At 64.1% G+C, this 18,756-nt stretch carries 15 protein-coding genes; 4 read left to right on the forward strand and 11 right to left on the reverse strand.

Annotated elements, in window-relative coordinates; genetic code table 11:
- Window positions 1-99 precede the first annotated feature (99 nt).
- The gene (locus tag BC443_RS09965; protein ID WP_071231689.1) at window positions 100-1,092 is read right to left on the reverse strand and encodes a tripartite tricarboxylate transporter substrate binding protein; all 993 of its coding nucleotides are present in this window, start codon (window positions 1,090-1,092) and stop codon (window positions 100-102) included.
- A 380-nt stretch (window positions 1,093-1,472) separates the two neighbouring features.
- Here BC443_RS09965 and rluF point away from each other — a divergent pair, with 380 nt between their 5' ends.
- Window positions 1,473-2,525, forward strand: a complete 1,053-nt coding sequence (gene rluF, locus BC443_RS09970; RefSeq protein WP_071231690.1) for a 23S rRNA pseudouridine(2604) synthase RluF — start codon at window positions 1,473-1,475, stop codon at window positions 2,523-2,525.
- Here the strand turns inward: rluF and BC443_RS09975 are convergent.
- The 6 genes from BC443_RS09975 to BC443_RS10005 all read right to left on the reverse strand — a co-directional run bounded on the left by BC443_RS09975 (window position 2,522) and on the right by BC443_RS10005 (window position 11,843).
- Complete coding sequence (locus BC443_RS09975; RefSeq protein WP_071231691.1) at window positions 2,522-2,923, reverse strand: heme-binding protein; 402 nt, start codon at window positions 2,921-2,923, stop codon at window positions 2,522-2,524. The genes rluF and BC443_RS09975 overlap by 4 nt on opposite strands.
- Before the next feature lie 52 nt (window positions 2,924-2,975).
- The gene (gene glcF / locus BC443_RS09980; protein ID WP_071231692.1) at window positions 2,976-4,298 is read right to left on the reverse strand and encodes a glycolate oxidase subunit GlcF; all 1,323 of its coding nucleotides are present in this window, start codon (window positions 4,296-4,298) and stop codon (window positions 2,976-2,978) included.
- Window positions 4,299-4,313: 15 nt separating this feature from the next.
- Window positions 4,314-5,486 (reverse strand): glycolate oxidase subunit GlcE, encoded by a 1,173-nt coding sequence (gene glcE / locus BC443_RS09985; protein WP_083387320.1) that lies wholly within the window; start codon window positions 5,484-5,486, stop codon window positions 4,314-4,316.
- A 185-nt stretch (window positions 5,487-5,671) separates the two neighbouring features.
- Window positions 5,672-7,171, reverse strand: coding sequence for a glycolate oxidase subunit GlcD (glcD, locus tag BC443_RS09990; RefSeq protein ID WP_071231693.1), 1,500 nt, complete (start codon window positions 7,169-7,171; stop codon window positions 5,672-5,674).
- 251 nt (window positions 7,172-7,422) lie between these two features.
- A complete protein-coding gene (locus BC443_RS10000) occupies window positions 7,423-9,120 on the reverse strand; it encodes an L-lactate permease (protein ID WP_071231695.1) in 1,698 nt (565 codons plus the stop codon).
- Window positions 9,121-9,491: 371 nt separating this feature from the next.
- On the reverse strand, window positions 9,492-11,843 hold the full coding sequence (locus BC443_RS10005; RefSeq protein WP_071231696.1) for an FdhF/YdeP family oxidoreductase: 2,352 nt from the start codon (window positions 11,841-11,843) through the stop codon (window positions 9,492-9,494).
- 234 nt (window positions 11,844-12,077) lie between these two features.
- Between BC443_RS10005 and BC443_RS10010 the strand changes: the two genes are divergently transcribed.
- Window positions 12,078-12,788: a glutathione S-transferase N-terminal domain-containing protein gene (locus BC443_RS10010; RefSeq protein WP_071231697.1), complete on the forward strand. Its 711-nt coding sequence runs from the start codon at window positions 12,078-12,080 to the stop codon at window positions 12,786-12,788.
- Between the two features lie 108 nt (window positions 12,789-12,896).
- Complete coding sequence (locus BC443_RS10015) at window positions 12,897-13,586, forward strand: glutathione binding-like protein (protein WP_071231698.1); 690 nt, start codon at window positions 12,897-12,899, stop codon at window positions 13,584-13,586.
- Between the two features lie 98 nt (window positions 13,587-13,684).
- On the opposite strand, the gene BC443_RS10020 is transcribed toward BC443_RS10015, so the two are convergent.
- The 4 genes from BC443_RS10020 to BC443_RS10035 form a co-directional block, all read right to left on the reverse strand.
- Window positions 13,685-14,641, reverse strand: a complete 957-nt coding sequence (locus tag BC443_RS10020) for a D-2-hydroxyacid dehydrogenase family protein (RefSeq protein ID WP_247643258.1) — start codon at window positions 14,639-14,641, stop codon at window positions 13,685-13,687.
- Window positions 14,642-14,879: 238 nt separating this feature from the next.
- The gene (locus tag BC443_RS10025; RefSeq protein WP_071231699.1) at window positions 14,880-15,737 is read right to left on the reverse strand and encodes a TIM44-like domain-containing protein; all 858 of its coding nucleotides are present in this window, start codon (window positions 15,735-15,737) and stop codon (window positions 14,880-14,882) included.
- 167 nt (window positions 15,738-15,904) lie between these two features.
- Entirely contained in the window at window positions 15,905-16,687 is a 783-nt protein-coding gene (gene yaaA, locus BC443_RS10030) for a peroxide stress protein YaaA (RefSeq protein ID WP_071231700.1), read from the reverse strand.
- A gap of 56 nt (window positions 16,688-16,743) precedes the next feature.
- Window positions 16,744-17,781: an NADP(H)-dependent aldo-keto reductase gene (locus BC443_RS10035; RefSeq protein WP_071231701.1), complete on the reverse strand. Its 1,038-nt coding sequence runs from the start codon at window positions 17,779-17,781 to the stop codon at window positions 16,744-16,746.
- A 349-nt stretch (window positions 17,782-18,130) separates the two neighbouring features.
- On the opposite strand from BC443_RS10035, the gene BC443_RS10040 reads away from it, so the two are divergent.
- Window positions 18,131-18,646, forward strand: coding sequence for a tetratricopeptide repeat protein (locus BC443_RS10040; RefSeq protein ID WP_071231702.1), 516 nt, complete (start codon window positions 18,131-18,133; stop codon window positions 18,644-18,646).
- Window positions 18,647-18,756: the final 110 nt, after the last annotated feature.

Here is an 18,756-nt window from a genome sequence, read left to right on the forward strand (position 1 = left end):
GATCGTCAAAACGGAACGATCGTCAAAACGGAACGAACGCGCCGGGCGGCTCTTGAGCGAGTCGTCCGGCGCGGTTGTCTTTCTTGGCGGCCAACAAGCCTACTGGATCAGGCCCACTTCCTTGGAGATATCCTCGATATCGGCGATCTGCTGCTCCACGTACGCCTTGAATTCTGCTCCGCTGCGATCGAACGGGATCAGCCCGTTCTGCTGCATGACGTCCTTCCACTCCTGGCTTTCGTAAACCTGGTGCAGCGCGTCTTCCCACCAGGCCACGTCCTCGTCGGAGAGCTTCGGCGGTAGGTAGAAACCGCGCCAGTTGATGCCTTCGACATCCACGCCCTGCTCCTTGGCGGTGGGGAAGTCGCTGAGCGCGCCGGGCAGTCGCCCGTCGGCAAGAACGGCGAGAATACGGAGATCACCGGATTCGACGAAGCCCAGCGTCTCGGAGGCGTCGCCGGAGAAGGCGTCGATATGACCGCCGACGACCTGGGTCATCGCCTCGCCACCGCCGTCGAACGGCAGGTACTTGATCTTGTTCAGCGCCTTGATGCCGTCGGCCCGCGCCATCATCAGCACCTTGAGATGATCCCAGCCGCCACTGGCACTGCCGCCGGCGAAACTCACGCTGGAGGGGTTTTCCTCCATTGCGTCGAGGAGTTCCTCGAGGCTCTGATAGGGCGAGTCCTTGCTCACTGCGATCACGCCGTAGTCGGCACCGACCGTGCCCGCCCAGTTGACCATGTCGGCGTTCAGGCCGGGAAACTGATGCTGGGCCAGGCGAGTGGTGGTCGATGTCGACGCCGAGACGATGACGTCATTCTGACCGGCCCGCTTGGTGACGACGTGGGAGAACGCGACGCCACCGCTGGCGCCCGGCATGTTGGTGGTCTGGACGCTGCCATCGATGGCAGCGATTTCACTCAGTACCTGGCCCACGCTGCGGCAGGTGAAATCCCAGCCGCCGCCGGGGTTGGCGGGGGCGATACAGTCGATCTTGCCGCTCGGGCCGGCCGCTTGCGTCACCAGAGGCAGTGCCGCCAGCGTGAGCGCGACACAGAGCGCGGCTGGTTTCAAGGACAACGATTTCATGGCGTCTCCGTTATTCTCTTTTGTAGAACCTGTTTCGATGAAGGAAATTAAAGCCGTCTGTGCGTCGGGGTCAATTGCCAGACGCCGAATTGCGACTAAAGGATATTGCCAGTGGTTACTAGATTCTCTCTGGTAGAACTTTATCGGCATGAAGCCGCAGGGTTGGGCGTGGCAGGGTAAGGAAGACAGGAGGGCAAGATTCGGTTGGCTATCGGCTCGACTTTCCTCGCCTGCCCGTCGCCTTTCGGGAATGACCGGTTTCCACTCCGGGGAAGAGGCGTCAAACTATCCGGATGCGTCGTTTCCGGTTCCACGGCCCGGTACCGCTCGGCAGCGCTGGCGAGATGCCGGCCCATTCTTCCTTGGCTAGACGGTCCTTTATGTCGTTACGCAAATCTACCCGCATCAACAAGTACATCAGCGAAAGCGGGATGTGTTCTCGCCGCGAAGCCGATCGCTTCGTGGAGCAGGGCAACGTGTGGATCAACGGCCGCCGGGCCACCACGGGGGATCAGGTGGTGGCGGGGGATCGGGTCAAGGTCAACGGCCAGGAGATCGAGCCTCAGGAAGAGGAGGATCTGATCCTGATCGCGCTGAACAAGCCGGTGGGGATCGTCAGCACGACCGAATCCAGCGAGAAGGACAATATCGTCGAGTTCGTGAAACACGGGGCGCGCATTTTCCCGATCGGCCGGCTCGACAAGGATTCGCAGGGGCTGATCTTTCTGACCAACAACGGCGATCTGGTCAACAAGATTCTGCGCGCCAACAATCACCACGAAAAAGAGTATCGGGTGACGGTCGACAAGCCGATCACCGACGAATTCGTCGAAGGCATGCAGAACGGCGTGCCGATCCTTGGCCAGATGACCAAGCGCTGCCAGGTGCGCAGGGAATCGACGTTCGTGTTCACCATCACGCTGGTGCAGGGGCTCAATCGCCAGATACGGCGCATGTGCGAATACTTCGGCTACGACGTCACCCAACTGATTCGTACCCGGATCATGAACGTCTCGCTCAAGGGTTTGGCGCTGGGTGACTGGCGGGACCTGACGCCAAAAGAGATCGATACCATCGTCGCTCTGACGGCGCAGTCCGACGGCGCGTCGGAGAAGCCGGCCGCCAAGCCCCGCTCGCGCTCGAACGCCGGCAAGGCAAGAACGCCTGCCGGCAGAGGCCAGCCGTCGACCCGGTCCGGCGCCAAGACCAAGGTGGGCAAGGCGGCGGGCAAGTCGACGTCGAACGGCAGGAAGGCAGCCGGCGGGAAGGCGTCTTCCAGCCCGAAGACCGGCCCGAAAAACAGTACCGGCGGGAAACCTCGATCCAAGGCGCGGGCGGCCAATGGCGGCAAGCCCGACGCCAAGCCTGCGGGCAAGGGCCGTGGCGGCAAGCCCGCGAACCGGGGGAAGGGCGGCCCGCCCAGGAAGCGTTAACCGATGGCTTTCACGCCGGCTTTCGCGACTTGCACGTCCTGGTCCGGTTTGACGCCGGAGACGCCGACACTGCCGATCACGTGACCGTCGTGGATGACCGGGACACCGCCGGAGAGCAGCGCGGTCATCGGCGCGGTCACGAAGGCGGTGCGGCCATTGTTGATCATCTCCTCGAAGACCTGGGTCTCCTTGCGGCCGATCGCCGCGTTGCGCGCCTTCTCGGTGGCGACGCCGGCACTGAACGGTGCGGCGCCGTTCATCCGACGCAGGCCGAGCAGGTGGCCGCCATCATCGGCGACGGCGATGGTGACCGCCCAGCCCTGCGCTTCGGCTTCGGTCTGCGCGGCATCCAGAATGGCGTTGACGTCGTTGAGTTCGAGTGAGGCTTTGGTCTGCATGGTCGTGCTCCTGTCGAAAAGAAGATGATGCATGTTCATGATGGGAGGCGCTTCAATTCCTCGCGCCAGCTTGCCGAGGGGGAATCGCGCTCTGGTCGGTTTCCGCGGTTGCCAGTAGTTCGTCCACCAGCTCGATCCAGTGGCGTACCGGCGTACGCCCGGCACCGTTGAGATGGCTCTGACAGCCGATGTTGGCGGTAACGATGGTATCCGGCGACTGGGCTTCCAGTGCATCCATCTTGTTGTCGCGCAGGCGCTTGGCCAGCGTCGGTTGGGTGATCGAGTAGGTGCCGGCGGAGCCGCAGCAGAGGTGCGCGTCCTGAACCGGCGCGAGCGAGAATCCCAGCCGTGTGAGCACGCTTTCGACGGCGCCCCCCAGCTTCTGCGCATGTTGTAGCGTGCAGGGGCAGTGAAATGCCAGGCGCGCTGATGGATGAGCCGCGCCCAGCGCTTCGAGGTCTACCTCCCGCAGAATCTCGACCAGATCCTTGGCCAGCTCGCTGACGCGCTTGGCCTTGACGGCATACTCGGGATCGTCTGCCAGCATCTCGCCATACTCCTTGACGAAGGCGCCGCAGCCGCTGGCGGTCTGGACGATCGCTTCCACGCCGGCTTTCCCGCTCTCGCCCCCGCTTTCGTCCACGCCTTCGATCAGGGGCCACCAGGCATCGATATTGGCGCGCATGCGCTCGCGGCCGGCCTGCTGGGCGTTGAGATGAAAATCGATGGCGCCGCAACAGCCCGCTTCCCGAGCCGATCTGGTACCAATCCCCAGCCGGTCGAGCACCCGGGCGGCGGCATCGTTGGTATTGGGCGCCAGCCCGGGCTGGACACAGCCTTCCAGAATCAGCATCTGGCGGGTGTGTCGGGCGGGGTCCGGGCGGTGCTGGCGATGCGGCACGCGTGCGGGGATCTTGTCGCGCAGGTCGTGCGGCACCAGTGGACGAAAAGTCTGACCCAGGGCCAGCAACGCCTTGAAGCGTCCGGGCTCGACCAGAGCCGTGCGCAGCCCCAGACGCATGGCGCGCTCGCTGGGCCGGCGTCCGACCCGGCGGTCGACTTCGGCGCGGCCGATATCCAGCAGCTTGTGATATTCGACGCCGGAAGGGCAGGTCGTTTCGCAGCTGCGGCAGCTCAGGCAGCGGTCGAGATGCAGCTGGGTCTCTTGGGTGATCTGCTCGTCGCCCTCGTCGCTCTCCAGCAGTTCCTTCATCAGATAGATGCGCCCGCGAGGGCCATCGCGCTCATCGCCCAGCAACTGATAGGTCGGGCAGGTGGCGTTGCAGAAGCCGCAATGCACACAGGTGCGCAGAATGCGATCGGCCTCGAGAATCTGGGGCTTGGCGCGTGCGGTTTCGGAGAAATGGGTCTGCATGGGATAAAGGTCTCCTCACCACTCGGCATAGAGCCGACCGGGATTGAAAATCGCCTGGGGATCGAGGCGCTGCTTGAGCTGGCGATGATATTTGGCCAGTACCGGCGGCAGCGGGGTGAAGGGTGAATCCTCGCCACCGTTCGGCGTGAAGCGCGTGGCGTGACCGCCGGCCGCGATGGCGGCTTCGCGGATGGCAACATCATGATGCAGATCCTGCCCTTCCGCGGCGTTTCCTGCCGGGCTTTGCAGCCAGCGCTGGGCACCGCCCCAGTCGATGAACCAGTCGCCATCGAGCGCCGGCGTGCGGGCGAGCGCCGGCAACGACAGACGCCACAGGGTCCTGTCGGCCGCGTCGTCGAAAGCCCCGTCGAAGAAGGGCAGGCGCAGCTCCCGCAACTGCGACCAGAACAGGGGCGCGTCCGACTCGCCGCCGAGGCGCTGACGCGTGGCCGACACCGAGCCTTCGCCGCCTTCGAGGCGTACGTGCAGCGCCTCGCCATCGTGGGCGGCGCCGGTGATCGGCAGCGGCTCGCGCCCCCACGCCGCCAGCCGGTCGAGCGCGTCGGGCAGTGGCAGTTCGAGCCGCAGGCAGGCGCTTGCCTGAGGCAGCGGCAGTACCTTGAACGAGACCTCGGTCAGCACGCCGAGCGTGCCCTGGGCACCGACCATCAAGCGGGAGAGATCGTAGCCGGCGACGTTTTTCATCACCTCGCCGCCGAAGCGCAGCAGCTTGCCTTCGAAGGTAATGACGCGAACGCCGAGCACGAAATCGCGCACCGCGCCTACCCACGGGCGCCGGGGGCCGGAAAGCCCGGAGGCGACCATGCCGCCTACGGTGGCGTTGTCGCCGAAGTAGGGCGGTTCGAAGGCGAGGCGCTGACCGTTGTCGGCGAGCGCCCGTTCGAGATCGCGCAGCCGCGTGCCGGCGCGTACGGTGACGACCAGCTCCACTGGATCGTAGTGGACGATGCCATGGTGACCGGTGGTGGAAAGTGACTGGGTGGCGTCGACACGGCGGCCATGGAACGCCTTGGTGTCGCCGCCGACGATGCGCAGCGTGGACCGCTCGGCCTGGGCGCGCGCAACCTGCTCGCACAGGGCTGCGCTATCGTCATTGCCAGGCGCCGGCGTGGCGCCTGGCTCGGCCGGCGGCGTGTATTCCGGCTGCTGATCCTGCAAGTGGGTCATAAATGTCTCCTTGCCCTTGACCGTTAGGGAAACACTGCATAAATGTCTGCGCAGGCGAATCGCTACGTTGCGCGGTGCTGGAGCGCCAGCCCGGTCGGAATCCTCACCTATACCCCATAGGCTCCGGTTCCTGCGCTCCGTGCGCCTTACGCTTCATCCTGCTCGCCGATTTATTCAGTGTTTCCTTAGAACCGGGGCAGCTCGGGGTGCGGCAGCTCACCGTGGTGGACATGCATCGCGCCGAACTCCGCACAGCGGGCCAGCGTCGGAATGTTCTTGCCGGGGTTGAGCAGCCGCTTCTCGTCGAAGGCGGACTTCACCGCGTGGAACAAGGTGATCTCGTCGGCGGCGAACTGGGTACACATCTGGTTGAGCTTCTCGCGACCGACGCCGTGCTCGCCGGTGATGCTGCCACCCGCTTCGACGCACAGCTCGAGAATCTTGCCGCCGAGCGTTTCGGTGGTCTCGAGCTCGCCCGGCTGGTTGGCGTCGAACAGGATCAGCGGATGCAGGTTGCCGTCGCCGGCGTGGAAGACGTTGGCCACCCGCAGCCCGTAGTGGGCGGAGAGATCATTGATGCCTTTGAGCACGCGTGGCAGTTCACGCCGCGGGATCGTGCCGTCGATACAGTAGTAGTCCGGCGACATCCGGCCCACGGCAGGGAAGGCGGCCTTGCGCCCGGCCCAGAACAGCTGGCGCTCGGCGTCGTCGCGGGCGAGCTGGATCTGGGTGGCGCCAGCCGCTTCCAGCAGATCGCGAACCCGGTCGCAGTCGGCCTGCACGTCGGCTTCGACACCATCGAGCTCGCATAGCAGGATCGCCTGGGCCTCGACGGGATAGCCGGCATGAATGAAATCTTCCGCGGCGCGAATCGCCAGGTTGTCCATCATTTCGAGGCCACCGGGGATGCAGCCGGCAGCGATGATATCGCCCACCGCCTTGCCGGCCCGTTCGACGTCGTCGAAGCAGGCCATCAGCACCTTGGCGACTTCCGGCTTGGGCAGCAGCCGTACCGTCACTTCGGTGATCACGCCCAGCATGCCTTCCGACCCCATGAACAGCGCCAGCAGATCGTAGCCCGGCGTATCCAGCGACTCACCGCCCAGCGTCATGCGCTCGCCTTCGATGGTGACGATATCCACGCTCAGCACGTTGTGGACGGTGAGGCCGTATTTCAGGCAGTGGACGCCGCCGGCGTTCTCGGCGACGTTACCGCCGATCGAGCAGGCGATCTGCGACGAGGGATCGGGGGCATAATATAGACCGTAGGGTGCGGCCGCCTCGCTGATCGCCAGATTGCGCACGCCGGGCTGGACACGGGCGATGCGGGCATCGGCATCGACGCTCAGGATCTTGTTGAAGCGCGACATCACCAGCAGCACGCCTTTTTCCAACGGCAACGCACCGCCGGAGAGGCCGGTGCCGGCGCCACGTGTCACCACGGGTACGGCGTGCTCATAGCAGACCCGCATCAACCCCTCGACCTCGGCCAGCGATGTCGGCATGGCCACCAGCATCGGCAGCACGCGATAGGCCGACAACCCGTCGCACTCGAACGGGCGCAGATCCTCTTCGCGATCCAGCAGCGTCAGCTGGGGGGCGACCGCCAGGATCGCCGCCATCAGCGCCGGCTTGTCGACGCTGGCGATCTCGCCATCAATGCGCTCATCGTAAAGCAGTTCCATGGCATCTCCTTGGCGTCGGTCGGTCAGGTACGGTTCAGGAAGCGGTTTTATGGAAGCGTTTTCCACATTAGTGATGCGGACATTCTGTGGAAGGTCGTCGGCGTCGGCTATTAGCCAAAAGACCAACAAGTTGGAAAATGGTCAGACCAAAGCGGTGCCGATAAAGCGACTCCCGGCCATGACCGGGAGTCGTGAGGGAGGGCGAAGCCGATGTGATTTCCCCTCCTTTTTCTTCCTTGTCGTCGTGCTCGTCATCCGCCCATGAGCGGGTCGGTGAAGCCGAAGACATAGAACGTCAGCAGGCCGATGATGCCCGCGAACAGGCAATAGTAGAGCGTCGGCAGGATCGTCTTGCGCAGTGTCGTGCCTTCCCGGCCGAGCAGGCCGACGGTCGCCGAGGCCGCCACCACGTTGTGGATCGCGATCATGTTGCCTGCGGCGGCGCCCACGGCCTGGAGCGAAACCATCATCGCGGTGGAGACGCCCAGCACTTCGGCCACGTTGAACTGGAAGGCCGACAGCATCAGGTTGGAAACGGTGTTGGAGCCGGCAATGAAGGCGCCGAGCGCGCCGACCGCCGGCGCGAACAGCGGATAGATGTGGCCCACGCCGTCGGCCACCAGTTGCGCCATGGCGACCGGCATCGAGACCAGGTCTGACTCGTTGACGCCGGAGTTGATCAGGATTCGTACCATCGGAATCGTGAACAGCAGCACGAAGCCGGCGCCGAAAATGGTCTTCGAAGACTCGGCGAAGGCCGCCTTCACCTGCGGCGCGCGCATGCGATGCAGGAAGATCGTGCAGATCACCGCGATCAGAATGATGCCGCCGGGCAGATAGAGCCATTCGACGCTACCGGAGACGCCCGCCTCGCCGAGAATGTTGCTCCAGCCGGTGCTGATCGACGACAGCGCCGCCTTGACCGAGGGCACGGTGCGCGAGATGACCAGCAGAATCGCGACGATGACATAGGGCATCCAGCCGCGCAGGGTGGACATCGGCGCGCGGCCGGCCACGTCGTCGACCTTGATCTCGATCTTGCCCAGCCACTCTGCCGGCCATTTCGAACGTTCCGGAAAATCCCAGGTGTCCTTGGGCAGCAGGAAACCCTTGCGCGCCGCCGGTACCACGATCGCCAGCCCGATCAGACCGCCCAGCAGCGACGGGAATTCCGGCCCCAGGAACACGCCGACCAGCATCGAGGGCACCACGAAGCTGACGCCGACGAACAGCGCGAACGGCGTGATCGACAGCCCTTCGCTCCAGGAACGGTTCTCGCCGAAGAAGCGCACCATCACGATGACCAGGATCAACGGCATGAACACACCGATGATGCCGTGGGTGATGACGACTTCGGAAGTGATCAGGCGGAAATAGGTTTCCCAGGTCGAGCCGTTGGCGGTGAGCTGCTCGGTGATTCCCGCCTGGTTCACGCCGCCGGTAACCCCGACCACGATCGGCGTGCCCACGGCACCGAAGGAAACCGGCGTCGACTGCAGCATCATCCCGACGACCACCGCGGCCAGCGCCGGGAAGCCCAGCGCCACCATCAGCGGCGCGGCCACGGCGGCGGGTGTGCCGAAGCCGGAGGCACCCTCGATGAAGCAGCCGAACAGCCAAGCGACGATCAACGCCTGGACGCGGCGGTCCGGGCTGATGCCGGAGAAGCCGTTGCGGATCGCCATGATGCCGCCCGAGTGCTTCAGCGTATTGAGCAGCAGGATAGCGCCGAAGATGATCCACAGCAGCGAGACGGTCATGATCAACCCCTGCAGCGTGGAAGCCAGCACGCGGGTGCCGGTCATGTCCCAGGCCAGCAGCGCGATCAGCACCGCGACGACGAACACGATCGGCATTGCCGTGCGCGCCGCCATGCGGAAGCCGATCAGCAAGACGCCCGCCAGCACCAGTGGCAGGAAGGCAAGCAACGAGAGCAGCGTTTGATCCATATCGAAAGCCCCTGAGTCGTTATTATGAGCGTCGGTTGTCGCCAGGGTGGCCGTCGCTGGGTAGCGATGGCGCCTGTCTATCGCCTGTCCAACGGGATATCGGCCTCCTCCGATATCCGGCCCGCGGCGACTGACTCGGAAGATAACCAGAGAAAGTGTTACTGCCAATCGTGGTTAATTGGTTTTACCAATTGAAGAGCAGGATCAGAGTTGTCTTTCAAACCACTGAAATCAAAGAACTTAAACGCTTGGCGGCAGGACGGAAGCAGGGCGCGGGCGGCGTTGCGATGCGACTAATGGACATCGCCGCCTGCCCGGGGGCAAGCGGCGATAGCGATACGGAAGGGAGAGAAAACGAAGCGGAGCATGGGTTAACCGGTGGCGAGCATGCCCGTCTCGGCTTCCACCTCTTCGGTGGTCATCAACGCGACCGTCACGGGGATCGACTTGCCGGCGATGGTATTGCTCTGCCGGTCCCGGCTGGCCAGGGGGATCAGGTCGTTGACCTCCGGATAGTAGGCGCCGAGACAGTTTTCGGGCAGGTCGTAAGCGATGATCCTGAATCCCGAGACCTGGCGTTCGATACCATCATCGCTGACCGTCTTCAGCGTGACCCGGTTGCCGGCTTCGAAACCGTGCTTCTCGATGTCGGCGGGGTTCATCATCAGCACCATGCGGGTGCCGTAGATGTCGCGATAGCGGTCATCAAACGAGTAGACCGTTGTATTGAACTGGTCGTGTCCGCGAATCGACAACAACTGAAAATGAGCGTCGCCCGGTTCGGATTCATCCTCGGTCAGGTGATCCTGCGGGAACAGGAAGTGGGCCTTGCCGGAATCGGTATTCCAGATCCGGTCGCGGGCGGCGATGTCGAGATGGAACACGCCTGTCTCGGCCAGCCGCCGGTTGAAGTCGTGAAACGTCTCCGGCTGGGTCGCCTCGATCTTGTCGCGGATACGGGCGTAGTCCTCGGCGAGCCACTCCCAGTCGACCTTGGGATTGGGCAAAAACGTCGCCTTGCCGAGACCGGCGACGATGGCGATTTCGGAACGCAGATGCTCCGATGCCGGCTCCAGCGCGCCCTTGGAGCCCTGGACATTGCACATGCCATCCTCGGTGGTGATGGTCTGTTCGACGCCGGCCTGAATGTCCTTCTCGGTGCGCGCCAGTGGCGGCAGCAGATAGGCCGATTTGCCGTGAATCAGGTGGCTGCGGTTGAGCTTGGTGGCGATCTGCACGGTGAGCGGAATGTGCTTGACGCGTGCAGCGACGCGGGCCTGATCCGAAATCGCGCGGAAGAAGTTGCCGCCCAGGCCGAGGAAGGCGTCCACCTCGTCGCGCAGTATCGCTTCGCAGCACAGCGCCACGTCGTGGCCATGATCGCGCAGGCACTCGATGCCGAATACCTCGTCCATTTTCGACAGGAACGCCTCGCCGGACTTGTGAAAGATCCCCACGGTGCGGTCGCCCTGCACGTTGGAGTGGCCGCGAACCGGGCAGGCACCGGTACCGCGACGGCCGATGTGCCCGCCCATCAACAGCAGATTGAGGATCTGGTGGACATTATCGCCGCCACGAATGTGCTGGGTGATGCCCATGCCCCAGCAGCAGATCACGCGTTCGGCCTTGATCCAGGCGTTGGCGGCTTCTTCGATCGCGGCTCGGGTGAGGCCGCTGTGCCGCTCGATCCGCTCCCACGGCAGGGCGCGGCAGTGGTCGGCGAACGCCGCGAAGCCGTCGGTGTGCATGGCGATGAAATCGTGATCGATGACTGGCTTGCCGCCGTTGGCGCGAGCCTCGTCGTCGGTGACGAGGATATGCTTGCACATGCCCTGGATCGCGGCGATGTCGCCGCCGATGCGCACCTGATGATACTGGGAACTGATCGGCACGCCGTGATTGGTCATCATGTCCCGAGGTGTCTGCGGGTTGGCGAACTTGACCAGCGCCCGTTCGCGCAGCGGGTTGAGCGTGACGACTTCGGCACCGCGCAGACGCGCCTCGTGCAGCAGGCCCATCATTCGCGGGCTGTTGGTGCCGGCATTCTGGCCGAACAGGAAGATGCAGTCGGCGTGTTCGAAATCCTCCAGCACCGTGGTCGCCTTGCCCACGCCGATGCTCTGGGGCAGGGCCACGGTGGTGGTCTCGTGGCACATGTTGGAGCAGTCGGGGAAGTTGTGCGTGCCGAGCATGCGACCGTAGAGCTGCCAGAGGAACGCCGCTTCGTTGGAGGTGCGTCCCGAGGTGTAGAGCTCGATCCGTTTCGGGTCGCAGGATTTCACGCGCTCGCCGATCTCGCGAAAGGCGGTGTCCCAGTCGATGGGATCGTACTTGTCGGTGGTCGCGTTGTAGCGCATCGGGTGCGTCAGCCGGCCCTGCTTCTCGAGAGCGTGATCCGACCAGTCGCGCAGCTCCGAAACGGTATGGCCGGCAAAGAACTCCGGCGTGGTGCGGGCAGCCGTCGCCTCCCAGGCGACGGCCTTGGCACCGTTCTCGCAGAACTCCGCCGGGCCCGGCCTTTCCGGGTTGGGCCAGGCGCAGCTGGGGCATTCGAAGCCGCCATCGGGGTGGTTGATCTTGAACATCAGGCCGTTGCCCTTGAACGGCACCTTCTCACGCAGAAAATGCGATTCGGTGGCCTGAACCGACTGCCAGCCGCCGCCTGGCGCGTCGTGCTTTCCCTGCTTGCCGTGCAACTCGTCATCCTTGAGTCGGCGTCCCATGATCTACTCCTTCGTGACGGATCTGGGTGGTAAACCATCCGCGTTCCTGCCTGAAAAGATGGCTCGCAGGCTCACGGTATGACTGCTATCAGTAACAGTATGGCAACAGTTTTCGATTTTTGCCGAATCCAGGCGGATCGAAAAAGCGCACATGCAGGGTTTGACGGCTTACCTTCCCTTGGACATGCTGCTTGAATCGCAACAGTGACAACCGTATTCGACGAGGAGTGTGACATGAGCCGCAAGATGTTCGATCTGTGCGGGCGTGACGAGCGCCTGCGATTCTCTCCCTACTGCTGGCGGGTCAAGTATGCGCTGGCCCACAAGGGGCTGGCGTGCGACTTCGTGCCGTGGAAGTTCACCGACAAGGAAGCGATCTCGTTCTCCGACCAGCCGAAGGTGCCGGTACTGGTGGATGGCGACGAGACGGTGGTCGATAGCTATGAAATCTTCCGCTACCTCGATCGCGTCTATCCGGACAAGCCGTTGCTGGGGGATGGCGTGGCCGAGGCGCGGGCGCGCTTCTTCAAGTTCTACGCCGAGCGTTCGCTGGCGCCGGGCATCATGCGCACCATCCTGATGGACGTCTTCAACGCCGTGCATCCCGATGACCATGAGTATTTCCGCACGACCCGGGAAAAGGCGTTCGGCCGCACGCTCGAGGAGATGCATTCGCCGAGCCAGGGGCTGTCGATGCTCGACAAGGCGCTGGAGCCGATGCGCGGACGGCTGGAAGAGTCGCCGTTCCTGGAAGGCGACGAGGCCGGGGCTTCCGATTACCTGGTCGTGGGCGCGTTCATGTGGGCGCGGGTCACCTCCGCTGCCGATCTGATCTCCAATGCCGATCCGGTCTACGCCTGGTTCCAGCGCATGCTGGATCTGCACGGCGGTGTCGGCCGCGAGGCGACACGGATCGTCGATATCGAAGGGGCGTTCGCCGACTGAGCGCCGCTTTTGTCGAGTGTCGGGCGATGTCGAGCGAGACGTCGCCCGGCGCAAGGCCTATCCTGACAGCATCCGGCTTACCGCCGGTCGTCACGACAGGAGCCTGTGATGATCGATCTCTACTACTGGACGACCCCCAACGGTCACAAGATCACGCTTTTTCTCGAGGAAGCGGGGCTCGACTACCGGATTCATCCGGTCAATATCGGCAAGGGCGAGCAGTTCGCGCCCGAGTTTCTCGAGATCGCCCCCAACAACCGCATTCCCGCGATCGTCGATCGCGCCCCGGCCGACGGCGGCCAGCCGCTGTCGCTGTTCGAGTCCGGTGCGATTCTCGAATATCTCGCCGACAAGAGCGGCAAGTTTCTGCCCAAGAGCGGGCGCCAGCGCTATCGGGTGCTGCAGTGGCTCTACTGGCAGATGGGTGGGCTGGGGCCGATGGCGGGCCAGAACCACCACTTCCGCAACTACGCGCCGAAGAAGATCGATTACGCCATCGAGCGCTATATCAACGAGACCTCGCGGCTCTACCGCGTGCTCGACAAGCAGCTCGACGACAACGACTTCGTCGCCGGCGACGACTACTCCATCGCCGACATGGCGATCTGGCCGTGGATCAAGCCCTACGAGAAGCAGGGCCAGGATCTGGAGGATTATCCCAGCCTGCAGCGCTGGTTCGAGCGGGTCGGCGAGCGCGAAGCGGTCATTCGCGCCTACGAGAAGGCCGAGGAGATCAACCCGCAGAACAATGTGGAAATGACCGACGAGGCGCGCAAGCACCTGTTCGGGCGGCAGTAGCGCCAAGGCAGTAACGCCAGCCTTGGCGACGTCTACGTATATGTCTACGTCTACGTCTACGACAACGCCGGCTTCGGCCGGGGTTGTCGTTTTGCGTTCTAGGCGGTGAAAAACTCCCGAACCTGACGGAAGGCGGTGGAAAAGTAGAGTTCGTAGGTGTCCTTCTCGACGAAGCCGATATGCGGTGTCGCCAGTACGCGAGGGTGCGTCTGGTAAGCGCTGGCACCCTCGGGCTCGTTCTCGTACACGTCCAGCGCCGCCGCGCCGGGACGGCCGGCATCCAGCGCGTCGAGCAGGGCGCCGGGGCGGATCAGCTCGGCACGGCTGGTGTTGACCAGCAGGGCATCGGCGCGCATCGCCGCCAGATCCTCCGGGGTGATCATGCCGCGGGTGTCGCGGTTGAGCTTGAGATGCAGGCTGACCACGTCGCAGCGGGCGAGAAAGGCGTGACGATCGGGTTCGAACGCCACGCCCAGCTCGAAGGCGCGACCGGCGCTGCCCTCTCTTCCGTGGGCGATGACGTTCATGCCGAAGGCCTGGGCGTAGCCGGCGACCCGGCTGCCAATCTTGCCCAGCCCCCAGATTCCCAGCGAGCGCCCGTGGACGGCGTGGCCCAGCGACTCCGCCTCCAGGCGCTGGTTGGTGCGCTGCCAGTCGCCCTCGGCCTGTCGGGCGAGATAGCCGCCCAGACGCCGACAGCCCGCCATGATCAGCAGCCAGGTGAGTTCCGCCGGCGCGATCGGAGAGCCGCCGCCATCACGAACGGCGATGCCCAGTTCCTTGCAGGCCTCGACATCGATGGCCGAGGAGAGTCGCCCGGTCTGGACCACCAGCTTGAGGTTAGGCAACTGCTCAAGCAGTTCGCGGGTCAACGAGGTGCGTTCGCGGATCAGGATGATGGCGTCGCTGTCCAACAGGCGGGCGGGCAGCGCCTGGTCGTCGAGATGTCGATGTTCGATGTCCAGGCGCACGTCGCTGCCGTCGAGTTCGTGGGCCGCGTCGAGAAAGGCACAGCATCCCTGATAGTCGTCCAAGACCGTAACCGTTATCGACATGACAGCTCCCTCGAAATGATGGCGTTGTCGCATTGTTGGCACTTTCGCCATCGGCTGTCGAGTCGCTTTCACGGGCATCGGCTCAACTTTCGTCACGCTCCAGAACAGCGACGACGCAAGCAACGCAAAAGACCCGAGCCTGTCGTCGACAGGCTCGGGTCTTTTTCATGCAAGCGGACTTTGTCAGCGCTGATCCCGGCGTCTTGGCGTCAGTCGTGCCGAGACGCCGGGTGCCAACTCAGGTCGTGGGGTTCTGCTCGATCCCCTGAACGTACCACGGCGCGCCGTCGCGCAGGGAGCGCTTCAGGTGCCAGGTTTCGTTGAACTCGGTCTCTTCCCCGTTTTCGTCGAGCACGCCGTGGAACAGGACGGTCGCTTCGGCCTCGTCCTTGATCTCCTGCACGCTGCCCAGCTCGGCGAACAGGCGCACGATCTCGGTGCGGTTGTTGGCCGGCTGCGCCATGCGTTCCGCTTTCAGCAGGTTGTAGAGCTCCGGCGTGACGTACTCCTGGATCTGGCTGAGGTCATTGTTGTCCCAGGCGCGCTGGAGCGTGGTGAAATGCTCCTTGGCGCCGGTCAGGAAGCGCTCGCGATCGAACCAGGCTGGCTCGGTGGCGATGCCGCCGATGTGCGTTCCCGTGGCGTGCGTTCCCATGGCATTGCCGCCCATGAACGGCGTCGGCTGGGCGCTGTTGTCTTCCCGCGTCGTGCCGTTGGGCTGGCCGCCGTCGCGATGGCCGGCCGTCGCATGCCGCCGGCGGGCAGCCAGCAGCCGGAAGGCGATGAAGGCCACCAGCGCGATCAGCAGGATGTCGAGCATCCGGAAGCCGTCGAAGGCACCGCCGAAGAATAGCGATGCCAGCAGGCCGCCGGCCAGCATCCCGGCCAGCGGACCGGCGAAGCGGGAGAGTCCGGCGCTCGGCTGGCGTGGCGGTGCCGAGGCGTTGCTGCGCGTGGTGGTCGGCGTCGGTTGCTGGACCGAGCGCGAGTAGGAACCGAAACTCTTGCCGCCACCGAGGCGGCGCGCCTCGGCATGGTCGACTGCGGCGCTGAAGCCGAGCAGGCCGACCATAATCATGACGAGCAGATGTCGCATGGCATTCTCCTGAAATCGTTGTCCTGGACGAGTGACGGACCTGCGTTGGCACCGTTCGGGCGCACTCGTTGCTGCGAGCATTGTCGCAGATCGTCATGAATGGAAGCTGAACGCCCGGGCTTTCGGGCTGATTCTTTAGTCGCGTCTATCGGATCTGGTCGCCTGGCCTAGTCACGATCCTGCTCGCGACGGCGGAATACCGGCTTGTCCGGCTTCGACTCTTCCGGCGAGTATCGATAGCCGGCCACGTCGAATTCGGTCAGCGCCGAAGGCTTCTCGATCCGTTCGCGTATCAGCCAGGCGGCCATCAGCCCCCGGGCCTTCTTGGCATAGAAGCTGATGATCTTGAACTGGCCATTCTTCTCGTCTCTGAATACCGGAGAGACGACATCGGCCTCGAGCCGCTTGAAGTCGATGGCCTTGCTGTACTCGTTGGAGGCGAGGTTGACCAGCGTCGGACTGCCGCTGGCCGCGACCGCGGCGTCCAGGTCCCGGGTCAGCCGGTCCTGCCAGTAGGCGTACAGGTCCTTGCCGGCGGCGTTCTCCAGCCGGATGCCCATTTCCAGGCGGTAGGGCTGGATCAGGTCCAGCGGTCTCAGCATGCCGTAGAGGCCGGACAGTATCCGCAGGTGATCCTGCGCGAAGGCGTTGTCGGCGTCACTGAAGGTGGCGGCTTCCAGGCCGACGTAGACGTCGCCTTGGAAGGCCTGTGCCGCAGGCTTGGCGTTGTCCAACGAGAACGGTGTCTGCCACTCGGCATAGCGCGCCGCGTTGAGGCCGGCCAGCTTGTCGCTGATGCCCATCAACTCCGACAGCTGCTGGGGAGAGTAGCCGCGCAGGATATCGATCAGCGCCCGACTCTGGTCGAGATAGTCGGGTTGGGTGACGTCCCGTGTCGACGAGGGCGTTTCGAAGTCCAGCGTCTTGGCCGGAGAGATGATGCTGAGCATGGCGCGCTTATCCGTATGAGAAACCTTGCGTTATCGACCGCCGTCGCCGGCGAGCGTCAGGGACAGGGGTTGGAGATTCTGCGATGCACCGCTTCGATCGCGTCGAGCACGTCGTCGGAGAGCTCGAGCGAATCGCTTTCGATATTGGCGTCGAGCTGTTCGAGTGTCGTCGCACCGATGATGTTGCTGGTCACGAAAGGACGCGAGGTCACGTAGGCCAGCGCCATCTGGGCCGGATCCAGGCCGTGCTCGCGGGCGATGTCGACGTAGGCTCGGGTCGCTTCCTCGGCCAGCTCTGAGGTGTAGCGGGAGAAGCGCTCGAACAGGGTCAGGCGGCCCTTGGCCGGTTTCTGGCCGTCGAGATATTTCCCCGAAAGCACGCCGAACGCCAGCGGCGAATAGGCCAGCAGGCCGACGTCCTCGCGGTGGGCGATTTCGGACAGGCCCACTTCGAAGCTGCGGTTGAGCAGGTTGTAGGGGTTCTGGACGCTGGCGACGCGTGGCAGGCCCTGGGTATCGGCCAGATGCAGACAGCGCATGACGCCCCAGGGGGTGTCGTTGGACAGTCCGATGGCGCGGATCTTGCCGGCATCGACGGCGTCCTTCAGCGCGCCGAGGGTCTCTTCCAGCGGCGTGGCATCGCTGTCGTCCCCCGGCAGGTAGCCCAGTTGACCGAAACAGTTGACGTGGCGGTCGGGCCAGTGGAGCTGATAGAGGTCGAGGTAGTCGGTCTGCAGTCGCTTCAGGCTCGCGTCCAGGGCCTGGTGAATCTGCTCGCGGGTATGCCGTGGCCCGCCCCGCAGGTGTTCCATGCCACGTCCGGCACCTGCCGCCTTGCTGGCGATGATCAGATCGTCGCGCTTGCCACGCTTTTGCAGCCAGCTGCCGATATAGGCCTCGGTGCGGCCCTGCGTCTCGGGCTTCGGCGGCACCGGATACATCTCGGCGGCGTCGATGAAATTGATGTCGGCGGCGATGGCGCGGTCGAGCTGTTCATGCGCTTCGGCTTCGGTGTTCTGCTCACCGAACGTCATCGTGCCGAGACACAGGCGCGAAACCTGCATGTCGGTCTTGCCTAAGGGGCGTCGCTGCATGTTGTACTCCAGGTTGAAATGGCCCGATCGAGACAAACCATGGGGACGAAAAACGGGCTGAAAACCGTATGTTACTGGCGCTGTCGTGAGGCGGCAAACCGGGTCTGGAAGCCGGGGGTTGAGTCGCTGGCCGGGCAGGCGTATTCTTGCGGCCTTTCGCCGCCCGGCCCCCGGCCGAGCGCGCTCGTAAAAGGTCGATTCCGACGCGCATAGAGCGTTGCCATGGTGTTGCGGCAGATCATGGTATTGCGGCAATGAAAAGTTGCGGCAATAAGAGAACAAGAGCGTCCAGATCGACACGGTAGTTCGGATCATCAACGGATCCCAGTTTCCAGGGTCACTGTCAGTTATGCCACAGACGTTTTCTTTCTTTACGCGTTTCGAGTTCCAACTGGCGACGCAGCTTAGCCATACGCGCTGGATGACACGTTCGCCGAGCAAGCAGCGCCTGATGCTGCGCTGGTTCAAGCGCTGTGCCGATGCCGGCCATGTACCGGCCCGCTCGCTCTACGGCCGGGTGCTGATGCATCGCGGGATATCCCCGCGGGACAAGTCGACAGGCGCGCGCTACGTACTGCAGGCGGCCCAGCAGGGCGACCGTCATGCCCAGTACCAGGCCGGGCGCATCTACGAGCTGGGTTGCTCGCAGTATCAGCCCAGCGTTCACCATGCGGTGACCTGGTACGCTCGCGCCGGCGAGAATGGCCATGTCCGCGCCGCGGAGCGCCTGGCCGATGCGTATCGTCGCGGCGAACTCGGCTTGCCGCACGACCCCGCCCGCGCGGACGAATGGCAGCGCTGGGCGCGCAATCTGGCTGAAGACGGTGCCAGCAGCGAGACGCCCGGCGCGCTCGCCACGCACTGAGAGCCCGCAACCGTCGGCGCATCCTGCGTACCCCGCCACCGGCCTGGTGGCGGGGTGAAGTTACGCCCCAACGCTGTCATGATGCCTCATCGGCGTCACAAGATGAGACG

Source organism: Salinicola sp. MIT1003, assembly GCF_001858555.1.
GTDB classification, from domain to species: domain Bacteria; phylum Pseudomonadota; class Gammaproteobacteria; order Pseudomonadales; family Halomonadaceae; genus Salinicola; species Salinicola salarius.

Coding starts and splice junctions, on each gene's coding strand:
- BC443_RS10035 (WP_071231701.1), bottom strand. CDS start 17,781: ATGCAGCGACGCCCCTTAGGCAAGACCGACATGCAGGTTTCGCGCCTG.
- glcE (WP_083387320.1), bottom strand. CDS start 5,486: ATGACCCACTTGCAGGATCAGCAGCCGGAATACACGCCGCCGGCCGAG.
- BC443_RS10005 (WP_071231696.1), bottom strand. CDS start 11,843: ATGGGACGCCGACTCAAGGATGACGAGTTGCACGGCAAGCAGGGAAAG.
- BC443_RS09965 (WP_071231689.1), bottom strand. CDS start 1,092: ATGAAATCGTTGTCCTTGAAACCAGCCGCGCTCTGTGTCGCGCTCACG.
- BC443_RS10015 (WP_071231698.1), top strand. CDS start 12,897: ATGATCGATCTCTACTACTGGACGACCCCCAACGGTCACAAGATCACG.
- BC443_RS10020 (WP_247643258.1), bottom strand. CDS start 14,641: ATGTCGATAACGGTTACGGTCTTGGACGACTATCAGGGATGCTGTGCC.
- rluF (WP_071231690.1), top strand. CDS start 1,473: ATGTCGTTACGCAAATCTACCCGCATCAACAAGTACATCAGCGAAAGC.
- BC443_RS10010 (WP_071231697.1), top strand. CDS start 12,078: ATGAGCCGCAAGATGTTCGATCTGTGCGGGCGTGACGAGCGCCTGCGA.
- BC443_RS09975 (WP_071231691.1), bottom strand. CDS start 2,923: ATGCAGACCAAAGCCTCACTCGAACTCAACGACGTCAACGCCATTCTG.
- glcF (WP_071231692.1), bottom strand. CDS start 4,298: ATGCAGACCCATTTCTCCGAAACCGCACGCGCCAAGCCCCAGATTCTC.
- yaaA (WP_071231700.1), bottom strand. CDS start 16,687: ATGCTCAGCATCATCTCTCCGGCCAAGACGCTGGACTTCGAAACGCCC.
- BC443_RS10000 (WP_071231695.1), bottom strand. CDS start 9,120: ATGGATCAAACGCTGCTCTCGTTGCTTGCCTTCCTGCCACTGGTGCTG.
- BC443_RS10040 (WP_071231702.1), top strand. CDS start 18,131: ATGCCACAGACGTTTTCTTTCTTTACGCGTTTCGAGTTCCAACTGGCG.
- glcD (WP_071231693.1), bottom strand. CDS start 7,171: ATGGAACTGCTTTACGATGAGCGCATTGATGGCGAGATCGCCAGCGTC.
- BC443_RS10025 (WP_071231699.1), bottom strand. CDS start 15,737: ATGCGACATCTGCTCGTCATGATTATGGTCGGCCTGCTCGGCTTCAGC.